The organism is Streptomyces sp. NWU339 (genome assembly GCF_003143855.1).
Taxonomy (GTDB): Bacteria; Actinomycetota; Actinomycetes; order Streptomycetales; family Streptomycetaceae; genus Streptomyces.
Map to the genome: position 1 here is coordinate 88,720 of NZ_QFRK01000001.1, position 26,146 is coordinate 114,865.

The 26,146-nt window shown below is 70.3% G+C and carries 23 protein-coding genes, 2 tRNA genes and 3 pseudogenes; 6 read left to right on the top strand and 22 right to left on the bottom strand.

The window, feature by feature from the left end:
• Positions 1–37: 37 nt before the first annotated feature.
• The 5 genes and pseudogenes from DIZ27_RS00450 to DIZ27_RS00470 form a co-directional block, all read right to left on the bottom strand.
• Complete coding sequence (locus DIZ27_RS00450; RefSeq protein WP_109376250.1) at positions 38–505, bottom strand: DUF3147 family protein; 468 nt, start codon at positions 503–505, stop codon at positions 38–40.
• Complete coding sequence (locus DIZ27_RS00455) at positions 502–846, bottom strand: DUF3147 family protein (protein WP_109376251.1); 345 nt, start codon at positions 844–846, stop codon at positions 502–504. Before DIZ27_RS00455 ends, DIZ27_RS00450 begins: the two co-directional genes overlap by 4 nt.
• Before the next feature lie 445 nt (positions 847–1,291).
• Positions 1,292–1,771: pseudogene (locus DIZ27_RS00460) on the bottom strand (transposase); the annotation flags it as partial.
• A gap of 3 nt (positions 1,772–1,774) precedes the next feature.
• A complete protein-coding gene (locus tag DIZ27_RS00465; RefSeq protein WP_258308163.1) occupies positions 1,775–2,296 on the bottom strand; it encodes an aminoglycoside phosphotransferase family protein in 522 nt (173 codons plus the stop codon).
• Between the two features lie 232 nt (positions 2,297–2,528).
• A pseudogene (locus DIZ27_RS00470) lies at positions 2,529–3,500 on the bottom strand (IS5 family transposase).
• Positions 3,501–3,820: 320 nt separating this feature from the next.
• On the opposite strand from DIZ27_RS00470, the gene DIZ27_RS00475 reads away from it, so the two are divergent.
• The 5 genes and pseudogenes from DIZ27_RS00475 to DIZ27_RS00495 all read left to right on the top strand — a co-directional run bounded on the left by DIZ27_RS00475 (position 3,821) and on the right by DIZ27_RS00495 (position 8,739).
• Positions 3,821–4,387 (top strand): dihydrofolate reductase family protein, encoded by a 567-nt coding sequence (locus tag DIZ27_RS00475; RefSeq protein ID WP_109376252.1) that lies wholly within the window; start codon positions 3,821–3,823, stop codon positions 4,385–4,387.
• Between the two features lie 515 nt (positions 4,388–4,902).
• Complete coding sequence (locus DIZ27_RS00480; RefSeq protein ID WP_258308164.1) at positions 4,903–5,187, top strand: hypothetical protein; 285 nt, start codon at positions 4,903–4,905, stop codon at positions 5,185–5,187.
• A 238-nt stretch (positions 5,188–5,425) separates the two neighbouring features.
• Positions 5,426–6,841 (top strand): DEAD/DEAH box helicase, encoded by a 1,416-nt coding sequence (locus DIZ27_RS00485; protein WP_109376639.1) that lies wholly within the window; start codon positions 5,426–5,428, stop codon positions 6,839–6,841.
• A 212-nt stretch (positions 6,842–7,053) separates the two neighbouring features.
• Entirely contained in the window at positions 7,054–7,296 is a 243-nt protein-coding gene (locus DIZ27_RS00490) for a DUF5302 domain-containing protein (protein WP_109376640.1), read from the top strand.
• A gap of 419 nt (positions 7,297–7,715) precedes the next feature.
• Positions 7,716–8,739: pseudogene (locus DIZ27_RS00495) on the top strand (integrase core domain-containing protein).
• A gap of 42 nt (positions 8,740–8,781) precedes the next feature.
• Here the strand turns inward: DIZ27_RS00495 and DIZ27_RS00500 are convergent.
• Positions 8,782–9,519, bottom strand: coding sequence for a GDSL-type esterase/lipase family protein (locus tag DIZ27_RS00500; RefSeq protein WP_109376253.1), 738 nt, complete (start codon positions 9,517–9,519; stop codon positions 8,782–8,784).
• Between the two features lie 166 nt (positions 9,520–9,685).
• On the opposite strand from DIZ27_RS00500, the gene DIZ27_RS45495 reads away from it, so the two are divergent.
• Positions 9,686–9,772, top strand: a tRNA-OTHER gene (locus DIZ27_RS45495).
• Between the two features lie 72 nt (positions 9,773–9,844).
• Here the strand turns inward: DIZ27_RS45495 and DIZ27_RS00505 are convergent.
• The 16 genes from DIZ27_RS00505 to DIZ27_RS00575 form a co-directional block, all read right to left on the bottom strand.
• Positions 9,845–10,234 (bottom strand): phosphopantetheine adenylyltransferase, encoded by a 390-nt coding sequence (locus DIZ27_RS00505; protein ID WP_109376254.1) that lies wholly within the window; start codon positions 10,232–10,234, stop codon positions 9,845–9,847.
• A gap of 201 nt (positions 10,235–10,435) precedes the next feature.
• A complete protein-coding gene (locus DIZ27_RS00510; protein WP_109376255.1) occupies positions 10,436–11,836 on the bottom strand; it encodes an FAD-binding oxidoreductase in 1,401 nt (466 codons plus the stop codon).
• Entirely contained in the window at positions 11,833–12,372 is a 540-nt protein-coding gene (locus tag DIZ27_RS00515) for a flavin reductase family protein (RefSeq protein WP_109376256.1), read from the bottom strand. The genes DIZ27_RS00510 and DIZ27_RS00515 overlap by 4 nt, the downstream gene beginning before the upstream one ends.
• 208 nt (positions 12,373–12,580) lie before the next feature.
• On the bottom strand, positions 12,581–13,096 hold the full coding sequence (locus DIZ27_RS00520) for an SRPBCC family protein (protein ID WP_258308165.1): 516 nt from the start codon (positions 13,094–13,096) through the stop codon (positions 12,581–12,583).
• Positions 13,093–15,615 (bottom strand): MMPL family transporter, encoded by a 2,523-nt coding sequence (locus DIZ27_RS00525; RefSeq protein WP_109376257.1) that lies wholly within the window; start codon positions 15,613–15,615, stop codon positions 13,093–13,095. The genes DIZ27_RS00520 and DIZ27_RS00525 overlap by 4 nt, the downstream gene beginning before the upstream one ends.
• Positions 15,612–16,631, bottom strand: a complete 1,020-nt coding sequence (locus tag DIZ27_RS00530) for a hypothetical protein (RefSeq protein ID WP_109376258.1) — start codon at positions 16,629–16,631, stop codon at positions 15,612–15,614. Before DIZ27_RS00530 ends, DIZ27_RS00525 begins: the two co-directional genes overlap by 4 nt.
• Positions 16,632–16,674: 43 nt before the next feature.
• Positions 16,675–18,117, bottom strand: coding sequence for a cytochrome P450 (locus tag DIZ27_RS00535; RefSeq protein ID WP_109376259.1), 1,443 nt, complete (start codon positions 18,115–18,117; stop codon positions 16,675–16,677).
• A gap of 17 nt (positions 18,118–18,134) precedes the next feature.
• Complete coding sequence (locus DIZ27_RS00540) at positions 18,135–18,815, bottom strand: class I SAM-dependent methyltransferase (RefSeq protein ID WP_109376260.1); 681 nt, start codon at positions 18,813–18,815, stop codon at positions 18,135–18,137.
• 183 nt (positions 18,816–18,998) lie between these two features.
• Positions 18,999–19,085: transfer RNA gene (locus DIZ27_RS45500), tRNA-Arg, on the bottom strand.
• Between the two features lie 144 nt (positions 19,086–19,229).
• On the bottom strand, positions 19,230–20,486 hold the full coding sequence (locus DIZ27_RS00545) for a beta-ketoacyl synthase (protein WP_181383318.1): 1,257 nt from the start codon (positions 20,484–20,486) through the stop codon (positions 19,230–19,232).
• Positions 20,483–20,725: an acyl carrier protein gene (locus DIZ27_RS00550; protein ID WP_109376261.1), complete on the bottom strand. Its 243-nt coding sequence runs from the start codon at positions 20,723–20,725 to the stop codon at positions 20,483–20,485. Before DIZ27_RS00550 ends, DIZ27_RS00545 begins: the two co-directional genes overlap by 4 nt.
• Positions 20,726–20,790: 65 nt before the next feature.
• The gene (locus DIZ27_RS00555) at positions 20,791–21,297 is read right to left on the bottom strand and encodes a hypothetical protein (protein WP_181383319.1); all 507 of its coding nucleotides are present in this window, start codon (positions 21,295–21,297) and stop codon (positions 20,791–20,793) included.
• On the bottom strand, positions 21,297–21,812 hold the full coding sequence (locus DIZ27_RS00560; protein WP_109376262.1) for a type II toxin-antitoxin system RatA family toxin: 516 nt from the start codon (positions 21,810–21,812) through the stop codon (positions 21,297–21,299). Before DIZ27_RS00560 ends, DIZ27_RS00555 begins: the two co-directional genes overlap by 1 nt.
• Positions 21,805–23,133 carry an aspartate aminotransferase family protein gene (locus tag DIZ27_RS00565; protein WP_109376263.1) on the bottom strand — a complete coding sequence of 443 codons (1,329 nt, stop codon included), beginning with the start codon at positions 23,131–23,133 and terminating at the stop codon, positions 21,805–21,807. The genes DIZ27_RS00560 and DIZ27_RS00565 overlap by 8 nt, the downstream gene beginning before the upstream one ends.
• Positions 23,134–23,145: 12 nt before the next feature.
• The gene (locus DIZ27_RS00570; protein ID WP_109376264.1) at positions 23,146–24,282 is read right to left on the bottom strand and encodes an acyl-CoA dehydrogenase family protein; all 1,137 of its coding nucleotides are present in this window, start codon (positions 24,280–24,282) and stop codon (positions 23,146–23,148) included.
• Positions 24,283–24,409: 127 nt separating this feature from the next.
• Entirely contained in the window at positions 24,410–26,119 is a 1,710-nt protein-coding gene (locus DIZ27_RS00575; RefSeq protein WP_109376265.1) for an aldehyde dehydrogenase, read from the bottom strand.
• Between the last annotated feature and the right edge of the window lie 27 nt (positions 26,120–26,146).

A 26,146-nucleotide genomic window follows, 5' to 3' on the forward strand; every position in this document is an offset into this window, starting at 1 on the left:
GGATCAAGCCCACCGGTGATCTGTCGGCAGGTTCTCGTCACCTGTCCTCGGGAGCATGTTCGTCGCCGCCGAATCCTGCCGCTCGCATGATCGCATAGGCGGCGAGTGACACCACGATCCACGCTGCCGTCGCAGCTCCGAGCGCGAGCCACGCGGAATGGTGAGGAAGGAGGACCGTGGCGACGACGGCGAACGCCCAAAGCCCCAGGGTGCCCAGGGCAGCGCCACGCGCGTCGTCGCGGGCGGGTCTGAGACCCTCCTCCTCGGCCACGAGAGTCAAGCTGGCCAGCAGGATGGCGGGGAAGGCGAGGAAGACGCCGCCGACAAACGGCCCGAACAGTGCTGATACGACGGCCGCCAGGAGTGACACGCCCGCGCCGAAACCGAACCGGAGCAGCAGATCCTTGCGCGGCGTGTGCGTGGCTGCCCGCAGTTCCACCCGCACGCGGTCGGTGTCTTCGGCCTCTTCTCCGTTCCCGTCTGCAGAGTTCGCCGATCGCTTCATGGTGCCACCGCGAAGGCGATGGCGGCCGCTGCCGCGAACCACACGACGAGGGCCGCCGCGGACCCGCGCACGGCTCCGAGTCTGCCGAGAGCCGGGACATCGACGAGACAGTAGGCGGTGAACGCCAGCGCTCCAGCGACCATGCCCCGTGCCGCGGTCGCCGCGTCGAGGTTGCCTTTGAACACCACCGTCAGGATCAGCCCTGCCAGCGCCACCGAGGGGGCCGCGGCAAAAACCCCGGCCAACCGTTTGGGTTGGACGGCTTCCGCCACCAGGGCGAAACCCACCACGAACAGACCACCAATGAACGCCTTCAGGACGATCTCAAGCAGGGTCTTCATCCCGCAACCTCAGCGTCGAGGCGACGTTCGCGCAACAACCCACGCTGGCAGCCTGTTGAACGCACGCTGCCCGGATGCATGCGTCGTACCGGCATGCGGGCAGTCATTCACCCTCGCAACACGTCTCCCGGCCTTCGGCCTCGCGTACCAGCCGGCGCAGCAAGCCGTTGAGCCGGTCGAAGATGCCCGCTGAGCGCCTGGGTCGGTGGGACTGGACGACGCCGCGTTTGCGACGGAATTGATCATCAGCGAGCTGGTCACCCACGCCATCCGCTACGGAAGGGTTCTCGTCCAGATGCGCGATGACGGGTCACGTCACCAGTTCAAGCGCCCCAGTGCTGGTCTGCACGGCCGCGTCGGCACTACCAGCGCTCTCCGTGGTGTCAGTGGCCAAGCTCTCCTGCTGGAGCGCGATGGCTGCGGTCGTCGGGGCGGGGTTCGAAGGAGGGACAGGTCCCGTCTTCCCGGTCTTTATGCGTGGAAAGGACACGCCCTTCTCGCGGAGCAGGATGCGCAAGCCCTCGTGGCTGATGTCGTCGACCACCCCCTCGGTGACCAGGAAGTCGGCCGGCTTGGCCAAGCTCCAGGTCGAGAACGGCAGGCCGTGCTCGGCCGGCCTGGACTTGGCGATCTTCTTGATCTCGCGGTGCTCGGGCAGCGTGAACGTCCTTGGGCGTCCGCCCTTGTACTTGGGGTAGAGAGCCTCGAAGCCGTCGGCGTTGAAGTTGTGGATCACGTCCCGGACCCGATCGTCGCTGGTGGACGTCACCTTGGCGATCTTCGCCACGGGCATGCCCTGCGCGGACAGCAGCACCGTCTGGGCCCGCCGCCAGGTCATCACCGAGCCGGTGCCCCTGCGGATGATCCGCAGCAGCCGCAGGCCCTCATCGACATCGATCTCACGAACCCGCACACGCCCGGCCACCGATCAGCAGCCTGGCTGCCCGGTCCGGCCGCCGGCACGACGCCGCAGCCACGCCGCCTCCGCAGGCGTAAGGTACGGGTCGGCCAGCTTGGCTTCGGCCACTTCCCGGATACGTCCCGCAGGATCGGTCCGACAGCCCTTGCGTACGCTGTGCACCAGCAGACTCCGTCCCAGGCGGACGGCCAGTCCGGGGACCTCCGCGCTGCCGACAGTCACCATGGTCATCGCCACATCTGCAGCGGGATCACCAGCGCCCGCATTGCGCCAGTCGATCACCACAGGGCCCCGCCGGGTCAGAAGCACATTGCCCGGATGCAGATCCAGATGCAGCACCCGGTCGTCACCTGCCGTCGCGAACCGCTGGGGCAGCCACTTCGGCGCCGGTAGCGCATGCAACCGGTCGTGCAGGCGGCCCAACGTCCGGCCGAGGGAGCCGACCTGCCACGGGCGCCGGGCCAGCACATCCAGCATCGTCGGCCCGGTCAGCCGCTCCAGGACCATGTCGGTATCGGTGATCTCGTACACCTTCGGCACGGGATACCCACAGGCCGCCAAATGTGTCATCAACCGCGCTTCCAGCTCCGTTGGTCCCCCTGCCGATAACGCCGCAACACCCTGGACTCGTCCAGGGCATACACGTCAGCGTCCCGCCCCCACGCGATCAACTCCATGCAGAGCAGTCTGTCCTGACGGAGTACCAGCCGCCAACAGGGCGAACGTTGCCTGATGCGGCACCAGGGCCTGTCTGGTGTTGTGATCAGTGGTTGGGTTGGAGGCTGCGGAGCCAGAGGAGTGCGGCGCGGAGTGCGAGTCCGGCCTGGTAGTTGGCGGGGTCTTTGTCGTAGCGGGCAGCGAGGCCCCGCCATGCTTTGATCTTGTTGATGCCGCGTTCGACGGTGTTCCGCTCGCGGTAGAGGTCGGGATCCCAGGTGACCGGTCGGCCGCCTGCCCGGCCCTTGTTCTTCCGTTTCACGGTCTGGTCCCGCGGCTCGGAGATCACGGCTTTGATTCCGCGCCTGCGCAGGTAGGCACGGTTTTTCGGGATGAGTAGGCCTTGTCCCCGGCGACCGCGCCGGGCCGGGTGCGGGGCCTGCCGACCGGCTGGCGGATCCGGATCCGTTCCAGGACAGGAACGAATTGAGGGCTGTCGCCGGCCTGCCCGGCCGTGACCAGGATGGCCAGTGGGCGGCAGGCGGCATCGACGGCGAGGTGGATCTTCGTGGTGAGACCGCCGCGGGAACGTCCCAGGTCAGCGGCGGCCAGGCGAGCCCTGCGGCGGTGCCTTAACCGCCGGCGTTCTTCGCCCGCCGGGTCGGTTTGTCGGTCTTATCCTTTGCGTCGGCCCTTTTTCGGCGGCCGCTTTCTCCAGTGCCTCCAGGACTTCGGCGTCGACGGGTAGTCCGGCTGCATCGTGATGCGCGCGGGCCGTGGTCGAGTCCACGCTGACCAGCGACAAGTCCGTCTTGCCCTGCCTCGCGGCCTCGGCGATCACACCCTCGAGGAGGGTCGTGAACACGCCGGCCTTCCGCCAGTACCGGAACCGGTCATACACCGTCTGCCACGGCCCGAACCGGCCGGGCATCTCCCGCCACTGGGCACCCGACCGGAACTTCCACACCACACCCTCGAACTGGGCCCGAAGATTCTCCGGATACGGACCGAACTCCCCGATCGGCAGGAACGGAGCAATGAACTCCCAATCAGCATCAGTCAGTTGCGCACGCGTCACACTCACAGTTCTGCCGGGCCCCGAACCCGCACGGGTCCGCAACCCGATAGATGGGGGGTCTCGCCGCTCGTGACATGTCGATCTTGCGTGACCTGGGTGTTCTTGGCTGTCTCACGGCCTTGTCACCCATGATCAGTCTCAAATCCGTGGCATTTCCTCGCGAGGGTGAGGTCGAGATCAGGCGGCTTGCCCGTGTCGGCCGAGTACACCACGCTGAGCCCCGAGCACGAGGACTACCGGCGAGCCCAGATCGCGCACCGATGAGTTTCCCGCGCCGCGCTGGTCCATACACCGGACACCCACGGACGGAAGGATGGGCCATGCGGAAACTGACCTACGGTATGAACTTGACCCTGGACGGCTACATCGCCGCGGCCGGCGACGACATCGGCTGGAGCGGACCGCCGAGCCACGAGTTGTTCCAGTGGTGGCTCGACCACGAGCAGGCGAGTGGCCTGTCGCTGTATGGGCGCAAGCTATGGGAGACGATGAGCTCCTACTGGCCGACCGGCGACCAGCAGCCCGACGCCACCCCGGCGGAGATCGAGTTCGCGCGGAACTGGCGGGACACGCCGAAGGTGGTGTTCTCCTCGACGATCGACAAGGTCGACTGGAACACCCGCCTGGTCACCGGCGACGCGATCGCCGAGATCACCCGGCTCAAGGCCGAGGACGGCGGCCCAATGAACATCGGCGGCGCAACGCTCGCCGGGGCGGCCATGCGCGCCGGGCTGATCGACGAGTACGCGATCGCCACCCATCCGGTCCTGGTGGGCGGCGGCACGCCGTTCTTCACCGCGCTGGACAGCTGGGTGAACCTGAACCTGGTGGAGACGCGGACGTTTCCCGGCGGCGTGGTCCTGACCAGGTACGAGACGAGGCGCTGAGCAACAGCCCCCACGCGCTAGGGACTGTCTCAAAGTGATCGCAGCTCCAGACAGGCCCTGGGTGCTCCCGGGAAGTACCTGATGTGTCGTCAGGTGAGTCGGCAACTGATCCGCATCAGTCCTCGCATATTGCGAGACGGCTGCCCGAGCAGAGGCTTGGTGGGTGGCGTCACAACGGCCTGGTTCTCGCGGAAGTGCAGGCAGGGAGCCTTCTCGTCAGAGTGAAGCGATGTTCCTCACGATCTCCGAGTCAGGCGCGTGCCAGTTGTAGGGTGATACCGCCCTTGACCTGCAGAAAGCTGGCAGGGAGCCGTCTTTCAGGAGTCCAAAGTGCTGCGTGCTCTGTTCAAGTCCAAGAGCTAGCGTTTGGATGTTTCCGCAGGTCAGAGCCCTGATTGCCGTGTCCGGGTCAGCAAATGGTCAGCATGAGGCCGGACGGTGTCCGGGCTTGCTGACCTGTATCCGGGGCGGGGGCCCGCTGCGCCGCCCGGCGCGCTGCTCGGAAGGCTTGATGCGTGGCTCGACAACTCGCCCGTGGGATGGGGTCCTTCTTCAAGGAGTGCGGTTGTTCCAGGCCGGCCCGTTGCCCGCACCCGTACACGATTCGGTTCCGGGATGCTCTCGGCAAGCAGCGTGAAGAGGCCGGCTACGGCACGCAGGACGACGCGATCGAGGGCCTGACGCAGATCTACGGGGAGAAGAAGAAGACGGCGCCATTCGTTGCCGAGATCCGCCGGGAACTCGGTCGGCAGACGGTCGCGGAATACGCGAAGCAGTGGCGGCCCGGCAGCGCAGGATGACGGAGTACTCCACGGGCTGGCACGTGGACAGCTCCATCAACGTGCACATCCTCCCCGTCTCGGATCAAGGAAGCGGGAGGGGCGATCGGTATCGCGGCGCGATGTCATGCCTTGTGTTAATCTCATGCGTTTGCGTGGTCGTCGCGGCGGGCGATTCTGCCTGTTCGGTTCCGCTTGTGCGTGGACTGTTCAATCCTGCCGGGCCTTCCTCGGTACGTTCCTCTGCGGAAGGCTGTTCATGAAGCACCCCGATGACTCCGGCATCGCTCACGGCGGCCCCGCCCAGCCCGAGGCCACGACCCCGGCGCTGCCCCCGGCCGTCTTCTTCGCCGGTCTGGAACTGCCGGTGGAGGTGCTGCGGACACTGAGCGGACTCGGGGTGCGCGAACCCTTTCCGATCCAGGCCGCCACACTGCCCGATGCCCTGGAGGGGCGCGACGTCCTGGGGCGCGGGCGCACCGGATCGGGCAAGACGCTCGCCTTCGGCCTGCCGCTGCTGACACGTACGGCCGGGCGACGCGCCGAGCCGAAGCAGCCCCTCGCTCTTGTCCTTGTGCCCACCCGCGAGCTGGCCCAACAGGTCACCCAGGCGCTGGCGCCGTACGCCGAGGCACTGCGGCTGCGGATGGCCACGGTCGTCGGCGGCATGTCGATCGGCCGGCAGGTCGCCGCGCTGCGCCAGGGAGCCGAGGTGGTCGTCGCCACCCCCGGACGCCTGCACGACCTGATCGAGCGCAACGCCTGCCGCCTGGGACGGGTAAGGATCACCGTGCTGGACGAGGCCGACCAGATGTGCGACTTGGGATTCCTGCCGCAGGTTGCCGACGTGCTCGACCAGGTGCACCCCGACGGTCAGCGGATGCTCTTCTCGGCCACTCTCGATCGCGACGTCGATCAGCTGGTCCGCCGCTACCTCCACGACCCCGTCGTCCACTCGGTCGACCCGTCCGCGGGCACGGTCGCGACGATGGAGCACCACGTTCTGGTCGTCCACGGCCCTGACCGCTACGCCGTCACCACGGAGATCGCCGCCCGCGACGGCCGCGTACTGCTGTTCCTCGACACCAAGCACGCCGTCGACCAGCTCACCCGGCATCTGCGGGCCAGCGGGGTGCACGCCGGGGCCCTGCACAGCGGCAAGTCCCAGCCACAGCGCACACGGACCCTGGCGCAGTTCAAGAACGGCCAGATCACCGTTCTGGTGGCGACCAATGTCGCGGCCCGCGGCCTGCACGTCGACGACCTCGATCTCGTGGTCAACGTCGACCCGCCCACCGACCCCAAGGACTATGTGCACAGGGCGGGCCGCACCGCCCGCGCCGGTGAGTCCGGCAGCGTGGTCACGCTCGTGCTGGCGGGCCAGCGCCGCGAGACGAGCCGCATGATGGCCGAGGCCGGCATCGAGGCGACCGTCATCAAGGTGCGCTCGGGTGAGGCGGAGCTGAGCCGGATCACCGGCGCCAAGGCTCCCCCCGGCACCCCGCTCGACGGCGGGCCCGCCGTCCCCCGGCCCAAGAACACCAACGCTCCCTTCCGCGGCCTCGGCACCAGCAAGGACACCTCCCGCGGCGCCGGCGGCAAGTCCCGAAAGGCCGGCGAGGCCCGCAAGCTCGCCGAGGCCCGCAAGGCCGCCCTCGTGCGTCGCAACGGCTGAGAGGCGTTGCCCTGGCGCGAATCTCCTGGCCACGGGATCGACAACCCGCGGCCAGGCCCGAAGCCCGTCCTGCGCCCCCCGCCTACGAAGCGAACGTCCTCGGCCGCGAGAGGGATACCCGCCGAAACGGAGCAGGATGATGGTGCTGGCGCCCCGCACTGCTCCCGGCATGACAAGCTGTGCTGGCCTACTCCCGAACCCAGGAGGTCACCATGACCGCAGAGCCCGTACCTACGGAAGGTTCGGAGCCGGCTGCCCCCGAGACCTCTCCTCTGGCGCCGGACAGCGACGGCAACTACGACCTCAAGCGCAAGTTCCGCGAGGCTCTGGCGCGCAAGCGCGGTGCGCAGGCGGCCGCCGCCGATGGTGCCGCCAACCCCGGTGCGTCGAAGGTGCGTGCGGCGCACGGCCCGGCTGCGAGCCAGCGGTCGTTCAGGCGTAAGAGCGGCGGCTGAGTCGATCAGTCCCGCGATCCGGCCGCTCAACCAGCACTCTGAGCGCCACCCACTCGCGCGCCCCGTGCCGTGGCCCGCAACGTGTGCGTGCCCGTGTGCGCGTTGCGGGTGAGGCGCAGCCGGCGGTCTCGCCTGTGGGAAGGGCACAGCTGCGGTTGGCGCGGGTCGGTGGCGCCGCCGCACTGGAATTCCGGCCAGGACGTCCGACCGCCGACGTTGCACGGTGGCCAGGGCGTACACGGTGGCCAGGACGTAGCTGACGGTGCTGGTGCCGAAAACCCCGTCCATGGCCTGCGACGTGCAGGTTCTCGTGAACCGCCGTTGGCCGCAGGACGGGTGTGTCAGGCTGACCAATCGTACTGCTGCGACTGCCCTGCCTCGCCGTGTCGAGCGTGTTCGCCTTCATCCGGCTGCTGCCGATGAGCGATGTCGACAAGGACATCGAGATACTGACGCTGCGCCACCAACTGGCAGTCCTGCAGCGGCAGATCGACAGGCCCCGGGTCACCCCGGCGGACCGTGCTCTCCTTGCCGCACTCCTCCACCGGTTGCCTCGCGCCCGGCTGCGGCAGCTCCACCTGATCGTCTTCCCTGCGACGATCCTCCGGCGGCACCGCGACCTCATGCGCCGTCGCCACGCCGATGTCTCCCGACGTAAGCGTCCCGGCAGACCGCCCACCCGTCGCTCTATCCAGGCTCTCGTCCTGCGCCTGGCCCGGGAGAACGGCGGGTGGGGCTACAGACGGATCCACGGCGAGCTCGCCGTGCCGGGCATCAAGGTCGCGCCCTCGACCCTGTGGGAGATTCTGCGCACGCATGGGATCCAGCCCGCACCCGAGCGCGACCGCCAGACCTGGGCTGCCTTCCTGCGCGGCCAGGCCCACGCGATCCTGGCCTGAGACTTCTTCACCGCCACCACCCTGAGCGGCGCGACTGTGTACGTCTTCGCCGTCATCGAGCACGCCGACCGCCGCATCCGCATCCTTGGTGCGACGGCCCATCCCACCGCGGCCCGGGTCACCCGGGCCGTCCGGAATCTCGTGATGGATCTTCAGGACGCAGGGGCCACCGTCACGCGCCTGATCCGGGACCGCGACAGCAAGTACACCCGAGCATTCGACACCGTCTTCGAGGCCGCGGGCTTCGAGATGGTCACCACCGGTCTCCGCGTTCCCCGCATGAACTCGATCATGGAACGCCGGGTGCAAACCTGTCGGCACGAGCTCCTCGACCGCACCTTGATCTGGAACCTGTCCCACTTGCTGCACGCACTCGGCGAGTTCGAGTCGTTCTACAACGAGCACAGGCCGCACCACGCCCTGCACAGCGCCGCTTCGGCCGGCCCCCGAGCCCCTCACCGACCCCACCCGGCTCGACCACCTCGACATCCGCCGACGAGACCGACTCGACGGCATCCTCCACGAGTACTCACATGTCGCTTGACCTGCGAGGACGTAATAATCGGCACTCGCAGCGGCGGCCCGGTCAGCTCGCGCGGTCGACGGACGACCTGAGCACCGGGACGGTACGGATCGCCCGCAGATGCTGCCCGAGCGCACGGACCACCGTAGCGGCCAGGATGGCCTGGCCGCGGCTGTTCGGAACGAGGCCGTCGGTGCCCCACACCTCCTCCCTTGGGGCCGGATGCCGGGCGGCCAGGTCCACGTGCAGCGCCCCGTGCCGCAGGGCGAGGGTCGCGCAGATGTCCGACTGCACCCGCTGACGAGTCCGCAACACCTTCTCGCCGAGCAGCCGCGCGCCCGGCAACCGGGTCAGGTCGAAGGGCGTCACCAGCATCACGTCGTAGCCGTGTTCGCGTAGCGGCGCGACGATCCGGACCACCTCCGTCCCGAGCGCGTTCTGGTCGAACGCCGGATGCAGCACGTCGTGGCCGGCCAGCTGGACCACCGCGAGATCGCCGCCGAACGCGAGCGCCCGCGGCAACTGCCGGGAGCGGACCGCGGCGGCGCTCTGTTGCCGGCCGCCGAGCAGACTGAGGCAGGCGAGCCGGGGATCCACCACTCGGAGGGCGTCCGCGACCCGGTCGTACCAGGGAGTGCGGTCGTAGCCCCGCACCCGTTCCACGCGCCGGGGCGCCCTGCCGTCTCCGAGCACCACGAGTCGGCGCCAGCGCAGCCCGTCCAGCAGCCGGGCCGCCTCACCCTCCCTCAGGCAACCGGGGTCGTTCGCCTCACTGCCGGCGGCTACGGATGGTTCTGGCACAAGCTCTCTCCTGTTCACGGGACTACGGGTCCGCATCCGCCCGACGCGGCAGCGGCCCTCTTTTCCGGGATGTACCGCGATCTCAGGCCCGTCTCAGCGAAATGTCAGGGCGGACCGGCAGGATCATCAGCACGGCGGGACGGTCCGAGACCCCCTCCCACCGTGAGGAGAGGTACCCGAAGCGGCCCAACGGGGTTCCGAGGCAACTCGGATCGGGTGAAAGCCTTCGCAGGTTCGAATCCTGCCCTCTCCGCACCACACGCCCCCGGGACTCCGGTGAGCCGGAAGTCCCGGGGCGTGCGCGGGAGAGGCGACCTTCCGGCGGTCAGGCCCTTCTGCGCCAGACCAGGACCGCCGCCACCGCGAGCGCCGCGAACGCCCCGATGTCGATGCGTGCGACGCGCATCGTCGAGTCGTTGAGCCCGGGGGTGGAGTACGCGAGCAGCAGGAACGTCCCCATGCTGACCGCGCCGGCGCTGAGGGCGGGCACCCGGAGCGACCTGAGGAAGGCCGCGCAGAGCAGGCCGATTCCGACGAGTCCCAGCAGCACCGCGCGGTGCCGCAGCAGCACCGTCAGGTCAGCGGAGCCGGAGCCGGCGACCGACACCCCGTATGCCGTCGTGATCTGCGACGGTGCGAGCGCGACGAAACCCGGCAACAGGTTCACCGCACCGACGACGAAGAAGAGCGCGGTGATGAGTCGGTCGATCCACATGTCTTGATTCCGTTCGCGGAGGATTCGGTCGAGGACGTGGTGCGAGGGCTCGTGGCCGGGGTCTGTGGCGGACGCGCGGCGAAGGATCACGGCGAGGGCGCGCGGCGGGGACCACGGCGGTCTCACGGTGGGGAAAGGGGGCGGCCGGGGCGTGCCGCGGCGGCCGTCGGGCCACGGCTCGCCGCTGTCGTGCCTCCGCCCTCACGGCGTACGACGGGCCTCCCGGTCCAGTCTGTCCAGGTAGGCCCGCAGAAGACCCCTGACCGGGCGCGCGGCGAGCGGTGCGCGGGGCGCCCGATCGCGATGCCAGGGGTAGGCGCGGGGACCGCGGGCCGTCGTGGAGGGCTCCGCGATCGACTCCGCCACGTACGAACCGTGGGCCACCGACATGGCCAGACCGTGACCGCAGCAGCCGCCGATGTACCAGAGATCCGGGTGCCCCCCCACGTTCCCGACCACGGGAAGGTCGTCCAGGGTCATGCCGATCTGCCCCGACCAGCGGTGGCTGACCGGTACCTCGGCGAGGCGGGGGTGCAGCAACCGCAGCCGCTCCTCCAGCCAGTTCCAGGTGGCGGTGCGCAGCGCGGCGGCCCGGTCGGGGCTCAGCCCCGGCAGGTGGACGGCCCGGCCGCCGCCCAGCACCAGGCGCCCGTCCTCGGTGAGACGGAAGTACGGCGCCAGGGACATGCTGTTCACGACGGCGGTTGCGGTGGCGCCGCCCAGCGCCTCGCGCGCCTCCGCGTCGAGCGGGCCGGTGGCGACGGCGTGCACCTGGAGGGGCAGGACCGTGCCCACGGGAAGCCCGAGCCGTCCGGCCGCCGCGTTGACGGCCAGGACGGTCTTGCGCGCCCGGAGCGTACCGCTGGGGAAGAGCAGCTCGCTGACGGCGGCGCCGCTGCCGGGACGCAGACCGCGCAGCGGGCTGTCGTCGTGGAAACGGACACCCTTCGCAGCGCAGGCGGCCACCAGCGTGCCGCTCAGCGCGGTGGGGTCGAGGGTGGCGGCGGAGCGGTAGAGCAAACCGGCGTGGTACGGCACGTCGACGCGCTCGCGGATGGCGGCGGCCGACAGGACGGGGACGTCCAGGCCCAAGGCCCGGTAGGTCTCCGCCTGCCGGGCGAGGGAGGCCAGACCGGCCGCGCTGCGGGTCGCCACGATCTGTTCCCCGGTCCGCAGTCCGCACGATGTGCCCAACTCACCGGCGAGCGTGATCACCCGCTCCACGGCGGTGACGGAGGCCAGATGCATGCGCCGCGCCGTGGACGGGCCGAAACGGCGGGCGGCCCGGTCGATGGACGGGCCGACCCGGGGTCCGAGGAGCCCGGTGCCCCGGCCGCTGGCGCCGGCTGCGGGATGCCGGGCGTCCACGACCACGACGTCCAGCGAGGGATCGCGTTCCACCAGGTGGTACGCGGTGGACAGGCCGGCCAGACCGGCCCCGACCACCGCGACGTCGGCGGTGAGCTCACCGGAGATCCGCGCGGCGGGCGCGACGGTGGTGAACCTGCCGGGCGCACCGTCCGCGGAGGGCGCCCAGCAGGGCACCCCGCCGGCCGGGGACGTCTCCCCGTCCCCGAGCTCCTCCCTGACCGGGGCCCTCATCGCACCGCCCCGTCCGCCAGGGCGTGGAATCCGCGGTCGTGCCAGATCAGCGGCCGCCCGTCGGCCAGGTGCAGGGCGGCGACCCGCCCGACGACCAGGCAGTGGTCGCCGTAGGGGCGCACCTCCTCCGTCACACAGATCGACCAGGCGAAGGTGTCCGCGAGCACGGGGACGCCGAGCACCTCCTCGTACGATTCCCCTGCGAAGCGCTCGGCGGGGGTGGCGCTGGAGAACAGCCGCGCCCGGCCGCGCTGTTCCTCGTTCAGCAGGTGCACCGCGAAGGCGGAACCCGGCTTGACCGCGGCGAGCGTGCGCGAGGAGTGGGACAGGCAGACGAGCAGCAGCGGCGGGTCGGCCGAGAGGGAGGTGACGGTCGACACGGTCGTTCCCACCGGCCCGTCGTCCGAGGGCGCCGTGACCACGGCGGTGCCGGAGGCGAGGCGGGCGTAGAAGTCCAGGCAGAGGCCGGTGCCGGGAGCGGGCATCTGGTCCACTTCCGGCCCGCCGGTACGCGCGTCGGCTATGACGTGCGGCATGAGGGGGCTCCTTCCTGTCCGGGTTCCTGTTCTCTGTTCGGGTGGACCGGCGACATGCTCCGCACTGCGGACCGGTCCTCTGTGCCGCGGACCGGCTCTCCCGTCCTGGGGCCGGTTCTCCGTTCCGCGGCCCGGCGAAGACCCGGCCCCCGGGGGCATGGCGTGATCCGCCCCCGGGCCCCGGCCCCAGAACCTTTGCGGATACGCCCTAACGGCCGGACTCCAGGGAATCGCACAAGGCGACGAGGGTGGAGCGCATGGTCGCCCGGTTGCGTGCCCTGCGCCGTACGACGCCGGTCACCAGCGGGGTGACGGCGGTGAGCAGCATGCCGAACGGGCCGGCCCGGCGGTCCCGCCACTCCTCCCGCACCTCGCACCCCTCGGGCAGCGGCGAGAAGTGGTACGTCCACCCCGCCACCTGGATACCGAGGAAACTGACGTGGAACGAGAAGACCCGGCCGGGATCGGCCTCGACCACCCGGCACAGGGTGGGCCACGGCAGCCAGCGCGCGCGGTTGCGGCCGATGAACCGCATCCCCGTCCTGGCCGGGCCACCCCGTCCGATGATCCAGGCACCACGGCACTCCGGGCTCCACTCGCCCATCCGCGCCACATCGCTGATCGCCGCGTAAGCGGTCTCCGGCGGTACGCGGATGACGATGCTCTCGGATATCCGTGAGGGGGTGCCAGGTTCCTCCTGCACCGGGGCGGTCCGGTCGGTCACTGGGGGGCCGTCCTTTTCGTGCTGTCCGTGGGTTCGGGGTGTACGGATCCGGTTGATCCGGCCGTGGTGCCGTGGTCGGCGGCGCCTTGGACCGGAGTGTGCGCGCCCTGGGGCGTGAGCGGGCGGGCCGCCGGGTTCCCGCGGCCCGGCAACCACCAGTTCACCCTGCTCATCAGGCGCATCGACGCAGGGACGATCAGGAGCCGGACGACGGTCGCGTCGAGCGCGATGGCCAGCGCCATGCCGAGGCCCAGTTGCTGGATGGGGAGGATGCCGGTGAACGCGAAGGCTGCGAAGACCGCGACCATGAGGATGGCCGCGCCGGAAATCAGCGGCATCGTGGCGGACATGCCGCGCGCCACGCTGCCGATGTCGTCCCCGGTGACGACGTAGTCCTCGCGGACCCGGCTGAGCAGGAAGACCTCGTAGTCCGTGCTGAGGCTGAACAACAGGGTGACCAGCAGGACGGGGACGAAGTTGGTGAGGTGTCCGTCCACGTCGAAGCCGAACAGGGCGTTGCCCAGACCGTCCTGGAAGACCAGCACCAGCACACCGTAGGTGGCGCCCACGGAGAGCAGGTTCATCGCGATGGCCTTGAGGGGCAGGAACACGGAGCGGAAGGTGATGAGCAACAGCAGGTAGATGACGCCGAGCATGGTCGCGATGACCGGCACGAGACCGTCCTCGATCACCTTGTTCGCGTCGACGCCCTCCGCGGTCTCCCCGCCGACGTCGACCGTCCACCCCCGGTCGCCGGCCGTGAAGCCGGCGGCCTCGGCGCGTACCGAGGAGAGCAGCTTCCGCGCCGCGTCGGAGGAGGCGGTGTCGTCGCCGACGACCTCGACGAGCGTGGTCCTGCCATCCCGGGAGACGAAGAAGTCGACGGTGGCGCGCGCGTCCCCGGGCAGCCGGTCCCGCCCCGCCAGGGCCGCGAAGGGGCGCTCCCGGTCGGCCTGGCGGAGCGTCCCGATCGCCGAGTCGGTCCGTACCACCCCGGGCAGGCCGGCGATCGTGTCGTGGAAGCGGAGCAGTCGGGCGACGTCCGTCCCGGAGCGCTGCTGGAGCGGTGTGTCCGACGAGACGACCACCTGGAGCGGCGCAGCGCCGCCCACCCCGAACTCGTCCCTGACCGCGTCGTACCCCTGGCGTACGGCCGCGTCCGCGGGCACGACCCGGGCGTCGGGCGTGAAGGTCTCCAGCCGCAGCGCGGGCAGGGCGAGAGCGGTCAGTGCCGCGACGCCGACCACCAGGAACAGCACGGGACGGCGCATGACCGCGCGGGTCACGGCGACCCAGCTCCCTTCGGCCCGTCCCTCGTCGCTCCGCCCCCGGCCGGTGCCGGTCCGACCGGAGTCCCGCTTCCGGCGGCCGATCCGGCCCCACTCGATCCCGGGGCCCAGCACGTGCAGCAGGACGGGCAGCAGCAGCACGCTGGTCAGGACGGAGAAGGCGACCACGACCACGACACCGAGAGCCATCGACTGGATGACGCTCAGGTCCACCAGGAACAGCGTGGACATGGCGGCCATGATGGTGAGTCCGGAGGCCACCACGGTCTCGCCCGAGGTGCGCAGCGTACGGGTGAGAGCGCGCTCGACGTTCGCCCGGGAGGCCGGCCCCTCCCCGGCGCGCAGCTCACTCTTGAAGCGCATGATCATGAAGAGCGAGTAGTCGACGCCCACACCGAGACCGAGCATGGTGGCGGCGTTCTGCACGAACACCGACAGTTCGGTCCGCCCGGCGACGACGGCGAGCACCGCCAGCGCGAAGACCACCGAGGTGACACCGACCAGCAGGGCGGCGAGCGCGGCGGCCACGCTGCGGAAGAGCAGCAGCAGGACCAGCAGGATCAGCGGCAGGGTGACCAACTCGGCGAAGATCAGACCGCGCTCGCTGAGATGGTTCACCTCGCCCCAGAGCGCGGCCTGGCTCACCAGGGAGACCTGGAGGCCCTTCGGCTCGAACCGGTCGCTCAGCTCCTCCTGGATGCCGGGCAGCACCCGGCGGGCGGTGCCGTCGTCCAGTTCGGAGCCGACGCGGATCGTCGCGGTCCGGCCGTCCTCGCCGAGGAAGGCGGCGCGCGGCCCCTCGCTGGTGAGCGTGGTGTAGCCGTATCCGCCCGTGGCCCTGAGGCCGTCGTCACGGAGCACGGCCTCGGCCGCTTCCCGTACCCGGGTGTCGAAGGCGGGGTCCCCGGCCCGGTGCCGGGTGTCCTTGACCACCAGGGTCAGTGAGGTCGCGCCGCGCCCGGTGAAGCCCTCGGTGAGCCGCTCGGCGGCGACGGCGGAGCCCGAGCCGGAGACGTACCAGCCGCCGCCGCTGAGCAGGCCCGGCAGTGGAGCCGCCTGCCAGCCGGCCACCCCGAGCAGCAGCAGCCACAGCACGGCGAGCGGCCACCGGTGACGGCCGGTCAGCCGGGACAGCCACGTCGGTAACCGGGGCTCGCCCCCGCGCGTGGGCCGTCCCGGGCGGACCGGCCCGTCGGGCGGCCCGCCCGGGGCGGCGCGACCCTCACTCATGCGCGGATCCCGATTCCGTGTTCGCGGTCGTCGGTCAGGATCTCCATCAGCGCGCGGTTGCTCGTGGTGAGTCGCTGGATCTTGCGCGTCGCCTTGTTGAGGATCTGCAGCTCGCACTTGCCGATCTTGGTGTTCAGGCAGTGCTTGATACCACCCGGGGGGTTGTAGTAGTTGAGCCCGACGAAGTCCTCGGGGGCCGCGGTGAAGCGGCCCCGGACGGCGGTGGACTCGTCGGAGCTGGCGAAGTTCCAGTAGAAGTAGCCGAAGTCGGCCTTGGCCTTGAGCGCCTGGCGGGGCGCGGACAGGGTGTACTCACGGTCGTCGTGACGGAGCACCAGGAACGTGATCTTCGGCGTCTTGACCGGGCCCACCAGCCTCGTCGTGCCGGTGACGATCTCCAGGAAGCTGTCCGGGTGGTCGTCGAACCCGGCCACCTGGCCGAAGGCGTAGTGATCGGTGTGGCGGCTGCCCCAGTTGTGGTTCTGGCTGCCGGTCCAGCCGTCGACGTCGATCGTCTCGCCGTCGACCGTGAGCTTGCCGCTGTAGGTGGCCAGCGGGGTTCCGACCAGGCTCTTGGCCTTGGGGAACCCGCCGGTGTACATGGACGGCGGAAGCAGGAGCAGCGGCGGTTCCGAGCCCTCGTACGTCAGGTCCCAGCCGATGCGGCCGTTGCTGCCGACGGCCTCACCCTTCAGGCTGCTCGGCTCCAGGACCCGGTCGCCGACCCGGGCGCCGAAGGAGTCGGGGCTGAAGTGGCACTCGGAGATCGGGTACTCCTCCTTGGCCACCACATGACGGCCGGTGGTCCCGTCGAAGTAGATGGCCCACAGCTCACCGATGGCGGCGTCGGGCATCCCGGCCGGGCTGAAGATCGTGTACCGGATCCAGAAGGCCCGGGGCTCCGTCGGGTGGTTGCCCCGCTGGTAGAAGCTCTCGTAGTGGCCGGCTTCCTGGCCCGGACGGTACTGCGTCCAGTTCAGGCGATCCGCGTCCGCTGTGCTGGGGTCGTAGTTCATCGGGTCCGTCTTCCCCTCCGATACCGGTACTGGTTCTGCCGTGTTACGTCTGCGTCTTGCGGAGCGTCGACGCGCCCGTACGCGCGTGCGCGGTCATGGACATCCCGTAGCGGGGCCTCAACGTGATCGACGCCTGGTTGACCACCCGGTGCGAGGGCACGTGCCGGAACTCGTACCGCCGTACCAGGGCGGCGAGCAGCAGGTGTGCCTCCATCAGGGCGAAGTGCTTGCCGATGCAGAGGTGGGGGCCCGCGCCGAAGGGCATGTGCGCGAAGCGGTGCCGTCCCTTCCTGCCCTCGGGGGAGAAGCGGTCCGGATCGAAGCGCTCCGGATCGTCCCAGTGCCGTTCGTGGCGGTGGATGTTGAAGAGGTTGACCAGCACTCGGGAGCCGGTCGGCACGGTGTGCCCGCCGAGCACGGTGTCCTTGCGCACCAGCCGTGGCACGATCGGCGCCGACGGGTAGAGCCGCAGCGCCTCCTCGAAGACCTGGAGGGCGTACGGCATGGCCGCCAGGTCCGCCGTGGTGGGCATCCGGTCGCCGAGGACCTCGTCCACCTCCTCCTGCACCCGGCGCATGGCGAAGCGGTTGCCGGAGAGCAGGTAGAAAGCCCAGGTGAGGGTGATCGCGGTGGTCTCGTGCCCGGCGCCGAAGGTCGTGATGACCTCGTCCCGTACCTCACGGTCGCTCATGCCCTCGCCGGTGTCGGCGTCCCGTACGTCCAGCAGCATGTCGAGCAGGTCGGGCACACCGCGGCCGCGGGAGACACCGTCGGCAGCCGCCTTGCGGCGCTCCGCGATGATCCCGTACGTCATCTCGTCGATGTCCTTCATCACCGCCTGGAAGCGGCGGTTGCGCGGCGTGGGCCACCGGGTCGGGGGGCTGAAGGGGTTCTGCAGCCGGTCGAAGGCGTAGTTGATGGCGACGTCGACGGCCTCCGGACTGATGCCGTCCCTGGTCTGCTCGACATCGGTGCTGAACATGCACCGGCTGACGATGTCGAGGGTGACCCGCATCATCTCCTCGTGGACGTCCACCACGTCGCCGCTCCGGTACGTGGCGGCCATGTGGGCGAGCTGGTTCGCCGTCGACTCGGACATCGAGTCGAACATGGCTGCGATCGCCTGCTTGGTGTAGATCGGCTGCATCATGCGCCTGTTGCGCATCCAGCTCTCGTGGTCGTCGCTGGTGAGCAGGCCCTCGCCGAGGATCAACCGGAGCGGGTTGTCCGGACCGAGCTTGCCGTAGGTCGCGCTGTCCGTCAGCACCTCACCGGCGAGTTCGGGGCTGGAGACGCCGTGCACGACGACGGGGCCGAGCCGGTAGCGGACCAGGTCCCCGTGGTCGCGCCAGCCCTGGTGCATGGCGTCCAGGATGTCCTTGCGGAAGTCCAGCACGCTGCCCAGCACGGGCAGGGCACGTGCCTCCGGCGCGGCGGGGGCGGCTTCGGGGCGGACCGGGGTGGCGGTGTCGCGGGTGGTGGTCATGGGAGGCCGCGTCCCCTTCACTTCCGCGCCAGGGCGCAGACCCAGCCGAACGAGCGGGTCGGCTCCGCGACGTAACGGCCTTCCCGGAAGCCGGCCTTGCCCAGCATCTCCACCAGATCGCCCCCCGAGAGGATGCGCAGGCCCTCGCGCTCGGAGCGCTCGGTGAACCGCCGCCCGAGGTAACGCTGCTTCAGTGTGGGCTTCTCGGCGGCCTCCCGGCTCATCTCCAGCGTGATCGACACCTGGCCGCCCGGCTTGAGCACCCGGTACGCCTCGCTGAGCCCGCGCATCGGGTCGGGCCAGAAGTAGAACGTCTCGATCGCGCTCACCTGGTCGAAGGACCCGTCCTCGTACGGCAGGTCGCCCGCGTCGCCCTGCTTGAACTCCACCCGCCCCGCAGCCACGCCCACGACATTGCGCCGCACCGACTGACGGACCATCTCCGTGGAGTAGTCCACTCCGGCGACGAATCCCTGACTCGCCCGCTCCGAGAGCAGCTTGACGGCCATCCCGCCGCCGCAGCCGATGTCCAGGACGCGCTGGGAACGCCGTACCTCCATGTGCTCGATCGCCCACACGGTGAGCGTACGGTGCTGCTTGGCCATCACGTGGCCGATCAGCCGACCGGCATACCCGTTCGGCCGTTTGAAGTTGTTCTCCACCAACTCCAGTGGCGCCCTGAGCAACTTTTCGATCATCCGGACTTCCCTTCACGGTTCGCAACGTCTGGGTGATGCCGCGGAACGGGCCGGCGACCCCGGGGGCGGTCCCGGCAGCTTCCGGGAAGGGGTGTACGGGCCGACGCGCGCGGTGCGGCGCGTCCGTCGCCCGGTCTTGCCCGACTGCCCAGGGCCGGGCCCGGCACGGCATCGGATGGTCGGCGGAGAGCGCAGGATTCGAACCTGCGCGGGCTTTCACCCGGTTCGGGTCGCCCCGGAACCCTGTTGGGTCACTTCGGGTACCTCTCCCTGCCTCGGGGCGGAGCGAGCACCGTTCCCGCTGCGTCCCCGATGCTGCCGCAGCGTTCTGAGATCACGCTGAGATCTTCCTGAGACCGCCCGCCGTCCGGCGCCGGGGTGCCGGACGGCGGCCTGCGGTCGGCCGCGGACCGGTCAGGTCGCGGTGAGGAGCAGTACGGCATTCTGACCGCCGAATCCGAAGGAGTTGCTGACGGCCACCTCGGCGCGTACGTCGCGCCCGGCCTTGAACACCACGTCCAGCTCCAGCTCCGGATCCGGGCTCTCCAGGTTGGCGGTCGGCGGGATGCGGCCCTCTTCGAGGGTGAGCGCCGTCGCCACCGCCTCGATGGCGCCGGCCGCGGCCAGGGAATGGCCCACCACGCCCTTGACGGAGGTGACGGCGGGCCGCTTCCCGAGCACTCGGCGGATCGTCCGGGCCTCGGCGGCGTCGTTCAGCAACGTCGCGGTGCCGTGCGCGTTGACGTGGTCCACCTCGTCGGCGCCGACCCCGGCGTCGCGCAGTGCGGCGCGCAGGGCGAGTTCGGCGCCCCGGCCGTCCGGATCGGGGGCGGTCGCGTGGTGCGCGTCGGCGGAGGCGCCGTAACCGCTGACCATGGCCCGGATGTCGGCGCCGCGCGCCCTGGCGTCCTCGGCCCGCTCCAGGACGAGTACGGCCGCGCCCTCGGCCGGTACGAAGCCGTTCCGGTCGGCGTCGAAGGGCCGGGAGGTGGTGGACAGGTCGTCGCGGCGGCCGGCCAGGGCCCGCATCTGGCTGAACCCCGTGATCAGCGAGGGAACCAGCGGTGCCTCGGTGCCTCCGGTGATCACCACGTCGCAGACCCCGCTGCGCAGCAACTCGCGCGCCATGCCCACCGCGGTGGTCCCCGAGGCACAGGCCGTCGCCGTCACCAGACTGGGCCCCAGGGCGCCGAACATCATGGAGATGTATCCGGCGCCCATGTTGGGCGACAGCATGGGGATGAGCAGCGGGGAGACCTTGCGCGGGCCCCGCTCCAGCAGCACGTGGTGCTGTTTCTCCCAGGTGGCGGCGCCGCCGATGCCGTTGCCGAGGACCACCCCGACCCGGGTGGCGTCCCAGGAGTCCCGGTCGAGGCCGGAGCTGGTGACGGCCTCGTGCGCGGCGACCAGCGCGAGCTGACTGCTGCGGTCCAAGCGCCACATCTGCTTGCGGTCGATGAACCCGCTGGGGTCGAAGTCGGTCACGGCGCAGGCGAAGCCGGCGGGTATGCCGGCGAGCGCGGGCACCCCGGTGGCCGCCGTACCGGCTCCGGCGCGCATCCGCTCCCAGCTCTTCTCGACCCCGACCCCGGCGGCCGTGACCATGCCGACCCCGGTGATCGCGGCGTCGAACCGGGTCCGGGCCGGGGCGGTCGTCGGTGGACGGCTCATCGGACGGTGACCATCTTCTGCGAGATGATCTCGGCCGCCTGTCCGACGGTCGACTCCGGCTCCATCTCGTTGTCCTCGATCGAGACCTCGAACTCCTCCTGGGCGGCTACGGAGAGTTCCACGAGGGCGAGCGAGTCGAGTTCGAGGGCGCTGAGGGTGCTGGTCGGCGAGATGCTGTCGGCGTCCAGGCCGAAGGTACTGGTGAGCAGCTCGACCAGGCGCGTGTAGACGTCTTCCATGGGATTCCTTCCAGAGGCGTTCGCCGGTGTGCCGGCGGGCGGTGTGCCGGTGCGGTGCGAGGGGGTCAGCTTCCCTGGGGCTGCCGGAGGGCGGCCGCCGTCCCGCCGGCCGGTTCGGGGCTCGCGGCGGGCGGGGCGTCGAACCGGTCGGCGAAGCGGGCGTACTCGGGATGGACCACCGGTTCGAAGTCCAGCGCGAAGGGCTTGAGGAAGTTACCGAACAGCGCCCGGTCGCCGAAGAGGTGGATGGGGACGACCAGCAGCGCCCACTCGGGACCCCACAGCCAGATCCACGCGAGCACCACGAGCGTCTGGGTGGCCAGGCTGTGCATCACGTTGTACGCGACGTAGTAGCCGCGGTGGATCCGCTTCGTCCTGCTGCGGTGGTAGGCGATGGCCCCCGGGATGTAGCCGATGAGGTCGATGTACACGAACAACCCGATCGCCGGGAGCCACCTCACCTCGTCGATGTGGGCGAAGAAGAACACCACGGCGATCACCAGACCGAGCCCGTACTCCAGCCGGATCAGCCGGTAGGTGGTCCGCGTCTCGAAGAGGTTCTTCCCGTCCATCAGCGCGTTCCGGACGCGGCCGTGACGGGCCCGGCCGTGACCTCGGCGACGGCACGGGCGACCGCCTCGTCGCCGACCACGGCGGCATTGCCCGCGAAGAGGCTGATGACCACCCGGGCGATGGTCTCCTTGAAGACCCGCTCCGCGACCGGGTCGAGGATGCCCGCGAGGCTGGGGATGCCGAAGTCGAACTCGGCGCTGAAGTCGACCAGGCAGCCCGTGCCGTCCGCGGTGAGCCGCCACACGCCGGCGAACTCGGCGAAGTCACCGTCGGTCTGCTCGAAGGTGATGGTCAGGGTTTCGCGGTCGAACCGGTCGGTCTCGCTCCAACTCAGAATGCCGTTGCGGAAGTAGACGTCCCAGTCGCTGACCTCCTCGCCGTGGGACTCCCGGCGGGAGGTCACGGAGCGGATGACGTCGGTCAGTTCGGGGTACCGGCTGAAGGCGCCGACCCGCTCGAACGCCGCCGCGGCGTCGATGTCGTGTACGCGGATGATCACTCGTACGCTACGCATGGATGGTGCCGCCTTCCGCAGTGGGTGCGTACCGGGCGCTCTGCGCGCGGCACGCGCGGTCGACCGCCTCGTAGAAGAAGTCCAGGTCGCTCCTGGTCAGCACCGCGGGAGGGGTGAAGCGCAGGACCAGGTGCGAGTTGAGCGAGTGGTTGGCGATGACGCCGTTCATGATCAGCTCGATGAGCAGGTCGCCCGCCGGCCCGGGGTCGGTGAACTCGATCCCCAGCAGCAGCCCCCGGCCCCGGACCTCGCGCACGGCGGCGCCGTAGTGCGAGCGGACGATACGGTCCAGCTCCGGCAGGATCTCGGCGCCCAGGTCGCGGGAGCGGGCCACGAGGTCGTCCTCGTGCATCGCCGCGAGCGACCCGCGTACGGCGGCCATCGCCAGCGGCGCGCCCGAGAACGTGGAGGTGTGCAGGTACGGGTCCCGGTCGAAGGCGCCGAACGCCTCGCGGGTGGCGACGACGGCCGACACCGGGACGACGCCCCCGCTCAGCCCCTTGCCGACCAGTAGCACGTCGGGGGAGACACCCTCGCGGTCCGCGCCCCACCAGGTGCCGAGCCGACCGAGACCGGTCTGGATCTCGTCCAGGACGAGGAGGGCCCCGTACCGGTCGCACAGGTCTCGTACCGCGCGCAGATAGCCCGCCGGGGGGATCACCACGCCGGCCTCGCCCTGCACCGGCTCGATGAAGACGCACGCTTCGCCGGGGGCCGCCGCCAGGAGCGGTTCGAGGGCTGCGGCGTCACCGTACGGGACGTGGGCGGTCTCGGGGAGCAGCGGCCGGAACGGCTCCTGGAAGACGTTCTTGCCGGTGAGGCTGAGCGCGCCCATGGTCTTGCCGTGGTAGCCGTTCTCCGTGGCGATCAGCCGGTGGCGGCCCCGGGTGCGGGCCAGTTTGACGGCCGTCTCGACCGCCTCGGCGCCCGAGCCGGCGAAGTGGACCCGCTCGAGCCCGCTCGGCGCGACCGACACCAGGGCGTCGGCGGCCAGCGCGACCTGCGGTTCGAGGAAGAGCCGGGTGGCCACGGGGTGCGTGGCCAGCTGCTCGGCGACGTGCCGGACGACCGTGGGGTGGCGGGCGCCGGTCAGGAAGACGCCGTAGCCCCCGCAGTTCAGGAAGTTCCTGTCGTCCGAGGTGGTGACCCAGGCGCCCTGCGAGGCCACCTCGATGTGCCCGCCGAACAGCTCGCCGAGAGTGGCGCGGCCCTTGCTCAGCCGGGACCGGTACAGCTTGCCCAGCTCCTCCCGCCCGAGGGCGGGCGTGGTGGTGGCGGAGGCCGGGGGCATGGCTGACGGAAGAAAGGGTGTCGTTGTCATGACGCTCCCTCGTCAGGTCAGACGCAGCGGGTCGCCCGCGACGTGGTCGAGGAACGGCCGGGTGAAGCTCGCCCGCGACGGCGGGTGGAAGGAGAGACCGTGGGCGGCGCCGGCCAGGTAGGACACGTCGGAGTCGGACATGAAGGCCGTACCGCCGAGCAGTTCGACGGCCTGGCACAGCGAGTCGCCCAGCGCGTCCTGGACGGCGTAGCGGGCGACGAGCGTGTCGGCTAGGTCCTTGTTGCCGGTGTCGCCGTCCCTGATCATGCGCGCGGTGCCCGCCAGCAGCAGGGCGGCCGTCTCCAGCCGGATGAGCACCCGGGCACGGTCGGAGTCGCTGCCCCGGCCGCCGTCGACGACCCGTTCGACCAGTCCGCTGACGATACCGAGGTAGCAGGCGGAGATGAGCAGTTCGAACCAGATCAGCCCGACGGTCTGGAGGCTGTCCAGGTTCCCGGCGTCGCCCGGCTCGGTGCGCATGACGAGCTGCTCGTCGACGAAGACGTCCGTGAGCCTCACCTCGTCGCTCTCGGCGCCCGCGAGGGTGCGGCTTCCCCAGAACGGGTGGACGGTGATCCCCTCGGTGTTCCGGGGGATCAGGAGCACCGCCGTCCTCGGCTCACCGCCGTCGGTGGGCAGCACCACGCTCGCGGTGAGCAGGTCCATCGAGTGCGACAGGCTGCACGGCTTCTTGGCACCGTTGATCACATAGCCGCCGTCGGCCTTCGTCGCCGTCATCATCGGCGAGAGGATGCCCCGGCCCGGTCGGCCCTCGGCGAAGCCGGAGGCCACCAGCAGGCGCTGCTCGGCGATCCCCTCGAGCAGCGCCCACTCCATGCCGCTGCTCTGGATGGACTCGGCGAGGGTGAACAGGGTCGCGACCGAGAAGTGGTGCATCGTCGTGGCGATCGCCAGGGACGGCGCCTTGGAGGCCAGGGCCTGTACGACGGCGAGGGCCTGGACCGGGTCGGCACCGGCCCCGCCGTAGGTCTTGGGGATCACGAGGCCGGGGCCGCCGGTCTCGCGGAAGTGGTCGAGGGCCGGGTTCCTCGGTGCTTCCAGCGCTTCCAGTGGCATGCCGGAGAGCAGGTCGAGCAGACCGGGCAGGAATGAATCACATGTCGCGCGTGCGGCTTCCAACGAGCGCATGGAGCCTCCTCAGTTCCGTGCGTGGTGGCTTCTGGGGCGCGCGGACGTGCGCGCGAGGGGCCTTCCCGTACGGGGGGCCGGTGGTACCCGGGTGTGCCGTACGGGGGCGGCCCGGTACGGGGTGTCGTCAGCGTCCGGTGGCGGCCTTCAGGGCCTTCCAGGCGCCGAACACCGCTTCGGAGGGCCGGACGCCGGTGGCGACGCTCACACCCTGGACGTGGGAGGTACGCAGGATCGGGTAGTTGGCCTCGCCGAACACACCCCCGGTGAGTCCGGTCCCGCCGTGGGTCGGCAGGTAGGGCAGGAACCCGATGTGGGAGTCGTTCACCTTGAGCAGTCCGCCCTGGGTGATCCTGGTGACGATCCGGTCGACCACCTCGGGGTCCCGGGCCCACGCGGAGTTCCGCAGTCCGTAGGCGTTGCCGTTGACGAAGTCGATGAACCGGTCCAGCAGGACCTCGTCGGGGGCGGGCTCGGCCACGATCACCGGAAGCAGTGGGAAGAAGGTCTCCTCGCGGACGGCCTGGACCTCATGGGCCTTCGCCAGGCCCTGGACCCGCACGACGGTGGGCTCGAGGAAGATGCCGGCCGTGTCGCGGGTCCCGTCCTCCTGGATCGCGTGTCCGCCGCACACCAGCTCCGCGCCGTGGTCGACGGCGTCGCGCAGGCACGAGAAGAACTTCTCGTTGCGCAGCACCGGGGTGAGCAGGACGCCCTCCTGCGAAGACGGGCCGGGCCTGATCCGCGAGGCCTTCTCCGCCAGCAGGGCGACCAGGTCGTCGGCGATGTCCGGGTGGGCCACGACCTGGTTGGGGATCATGCAGAGCTGGCCGGAGCCGTAGAAGCTCTCCGTGATGGCCTCGGCAGCCAGGTCCAGGTCGGCGTCCTTCCACACCAGCACGATGTCGTTGCCGGCCAGTTCGAGGATCGGCTTCTTGCCCGCCGCGATGCAGCGCTCCTGGAAGCGCATCCCGTTCTCGCTGCTGCCGAAGTACATGATGTCGTCGACGAGCGGGCTCTCCAGCCAGGCATCCAGCATCGGCGCCGGGTCGCCGCACACCACGCCGAGGGTGCCGGGGGGAGCGTCCAGCTCCGCCAGGACCGGGGCCACGACCTCCTGGAGCACGTACATCGCTCCCAGCGGGGCGCTGCGGGGCGCCCGTACGACGAGGGCGTTGCCCGCCATGATCGAGGTCACGCCGAGCAGCGCGCTGGAGAGCGGCGCGTTCTGCGGGGGGTTGAGGCAGACCACACCGTCGGGACGACGGCGAACGGAGATCTGCCGCTCCCCTTGTCGGAACTCCTGGAGCATCTGGCTCCGGTAGAAGCCCAGCGACTCGGGTCCGAAGACCTCCAGGGCCCCGGACACCTGCCAGCGGGCCAGTGCCAGCGGGTGCCCCTCCCGTACGAGAACCTCGGTGATCCGGTCGGCCTGCTCGACGAGCCGGCGGTACACCAGGGTGCCGAACTGCTCGATCCGGGTCTCCGGGGGGAACGCGGCCCAGACCGGGGCGGCCGCTGCCGCCGCTTCCAAGGCCAGGTCCGTGGTCCGGCGGTCGGCCCGCGCGACCCGGGCGACGATGGTGGCCGGCAGATTGTCGGGGGGAATGGTTCCGCTCTCCAGCTTCCGCTTCAGGGCGAGCGTGGAAAACGCGTCGTCGAGCAGGGCGTCCGAGTCGACCACGTATACCCAGGACCCGCTCGGGACGTTCTTTCCCTCGATGAGGGAAAGGTAGGTGGGGACTTCCGAACGAGACGCTCCGGAATCTTCTTCTCCTGACACTGAAGGCGTTGTGATATCGCTGCTCACGAAGCCCCTCCGCTCTCCATTTCCCATCCACTGACGGGAAAGTTCGCATTTCCA

Bases quoted from the DNA above. Each gene is read 5' to 3' on its own strand.
- DIZ27_RS00560 (WP_109376262.1), bottom strand. From the start codon at position 21,812: ATGCGTAGCGTACGAGTGATCATCCGCGTACACGACATCGACGCCGCG.
- DIZ27_RS00570 (WP_109376264.1), bottom strand. From the start codon at position 24,282: ATGCGCTCGTTGGAAGCCGCACGCGCGACATGTGATTCATTCCTGCCC.
- DIZ27_RS00530 (WP_109376258.1), bottom strand. From the start codon at position 16,631: ATGAACTACGACCCCAGCACAGCGGACGCGGATCGCCTGAACTGGACG.
- DIZ27_RS00455 (WP_109376251.1), bottom strand. From the start codon at position 846: ATGAAGACCCTGCTTGAGATCGTCCTGAAGGCGTTCATTGGTGGTCTG.
- DIZ27_RS00575 (WP_109376265.1), bottom strand. From the start codon at position 26,119: ATGGGAAATGGAGAGCGGAGGGGCTTCGTGAGCAGCGATATCACAACG.
- DIZ27_RS00555 (WP_181383319.1), bottom strand. From the start codon at position 21,297: ATGGACGGGAAGAACCTCTTCGAGACGCGGACCACCTACCGGCTGATC.
- DIZ27_RS00505 (WP_109376254.1), bottom strand. From the start codon at position 10,234: ATGTGGATCGACCGACTCATCACCGCGCTCTTCTTCGTCGTCGGTGCG.
- DIZ27_RS00510 (WP_109376255.1), bottom strand. From the start codon at position 11,836: ATGAGGGCCCCGGTCAGGGAGGAGCTCGGGGACGGGGAGACGTCCCCG.
- DIZ27_RS00535 (WP_109376259.1), bottom strand. From the start codon at position 18,117: ATGACCACCACCCGCGACACCGCCACCCCGGTCCGCCCCGAAGCCGCC.
- DIZ27_RS00540 (WP_109376260.1), bottom strand. From the start codon at position 18,815: ATGATCGAAAAGTTGCTCAGGGCGCCACTGGAGTTGGTGGAGAACAAC.
- DIZ27_RS00515 (WP_109376256.1), bottom strand. From the start codon at position 12,372: ATGCCGCACGTCATAGCCGACGCGCGTACCGGCGGGCCGGAAGTGGAC.
- DIZ27_RS00490 (WP_109376640.1), top strand. From the start codon at position 7,054: ATGACCGCAGAGCCCGTACCTACGGAAGGTTCGGAGCCGGCTGCCCCC.
- DIZ27_RS00450 (WP_109376250.1), bottom strand. From the start codon at position 505: ATGAAGCGATCGGCGAACTCTGCAGACGGGAACGGAGAAGAGGCCGAA.
- DIZ27_RS00475 (WP_109376252.1), top strand. From the start codon at position 3,821: ATGCGGAAACTGACCTACGGTATGAACTTGACCCTGGACGGCTACATC.
- DIZ27_RS00545 (WP_181383318.1), bottom strand. From the start codon at position 20,486: ATGAGCCGTCCACCGACGACCGCCCCGGCCCGGACCCGGTTCGACGCC.
- DIZ27_RS00525 (WP_109376257.1), bottom strand. From the start codon at position 15,615: ATGAGTGAGGGTCGCGCCGCCCCGGGCGGGCCGCCCGACGGGCCGGTC.
- DIZ27_RS00565 (WP_109376263.1), bottom strand. From the start codon at position 23,133: ATGACAACGACACCCTTTCTTCCGTCAGCCATGCCCCCGGCCTCCGCC.
- DIZ27_RS00550 (WP_109376261.1), bottom strand. From the start codon at position 20,725: ATGGAAGACGTCTACACGCGCCTGGTCGAGCTGCTCACCAGTACCTTC.
- DIZ27_RS00485 (WP_109376639.1), top strand. From the start codon at position 5,426: ATGAAGCACCCCGATGACTCCGGCATCGCTCACGGCGGCCCCGCCCAG.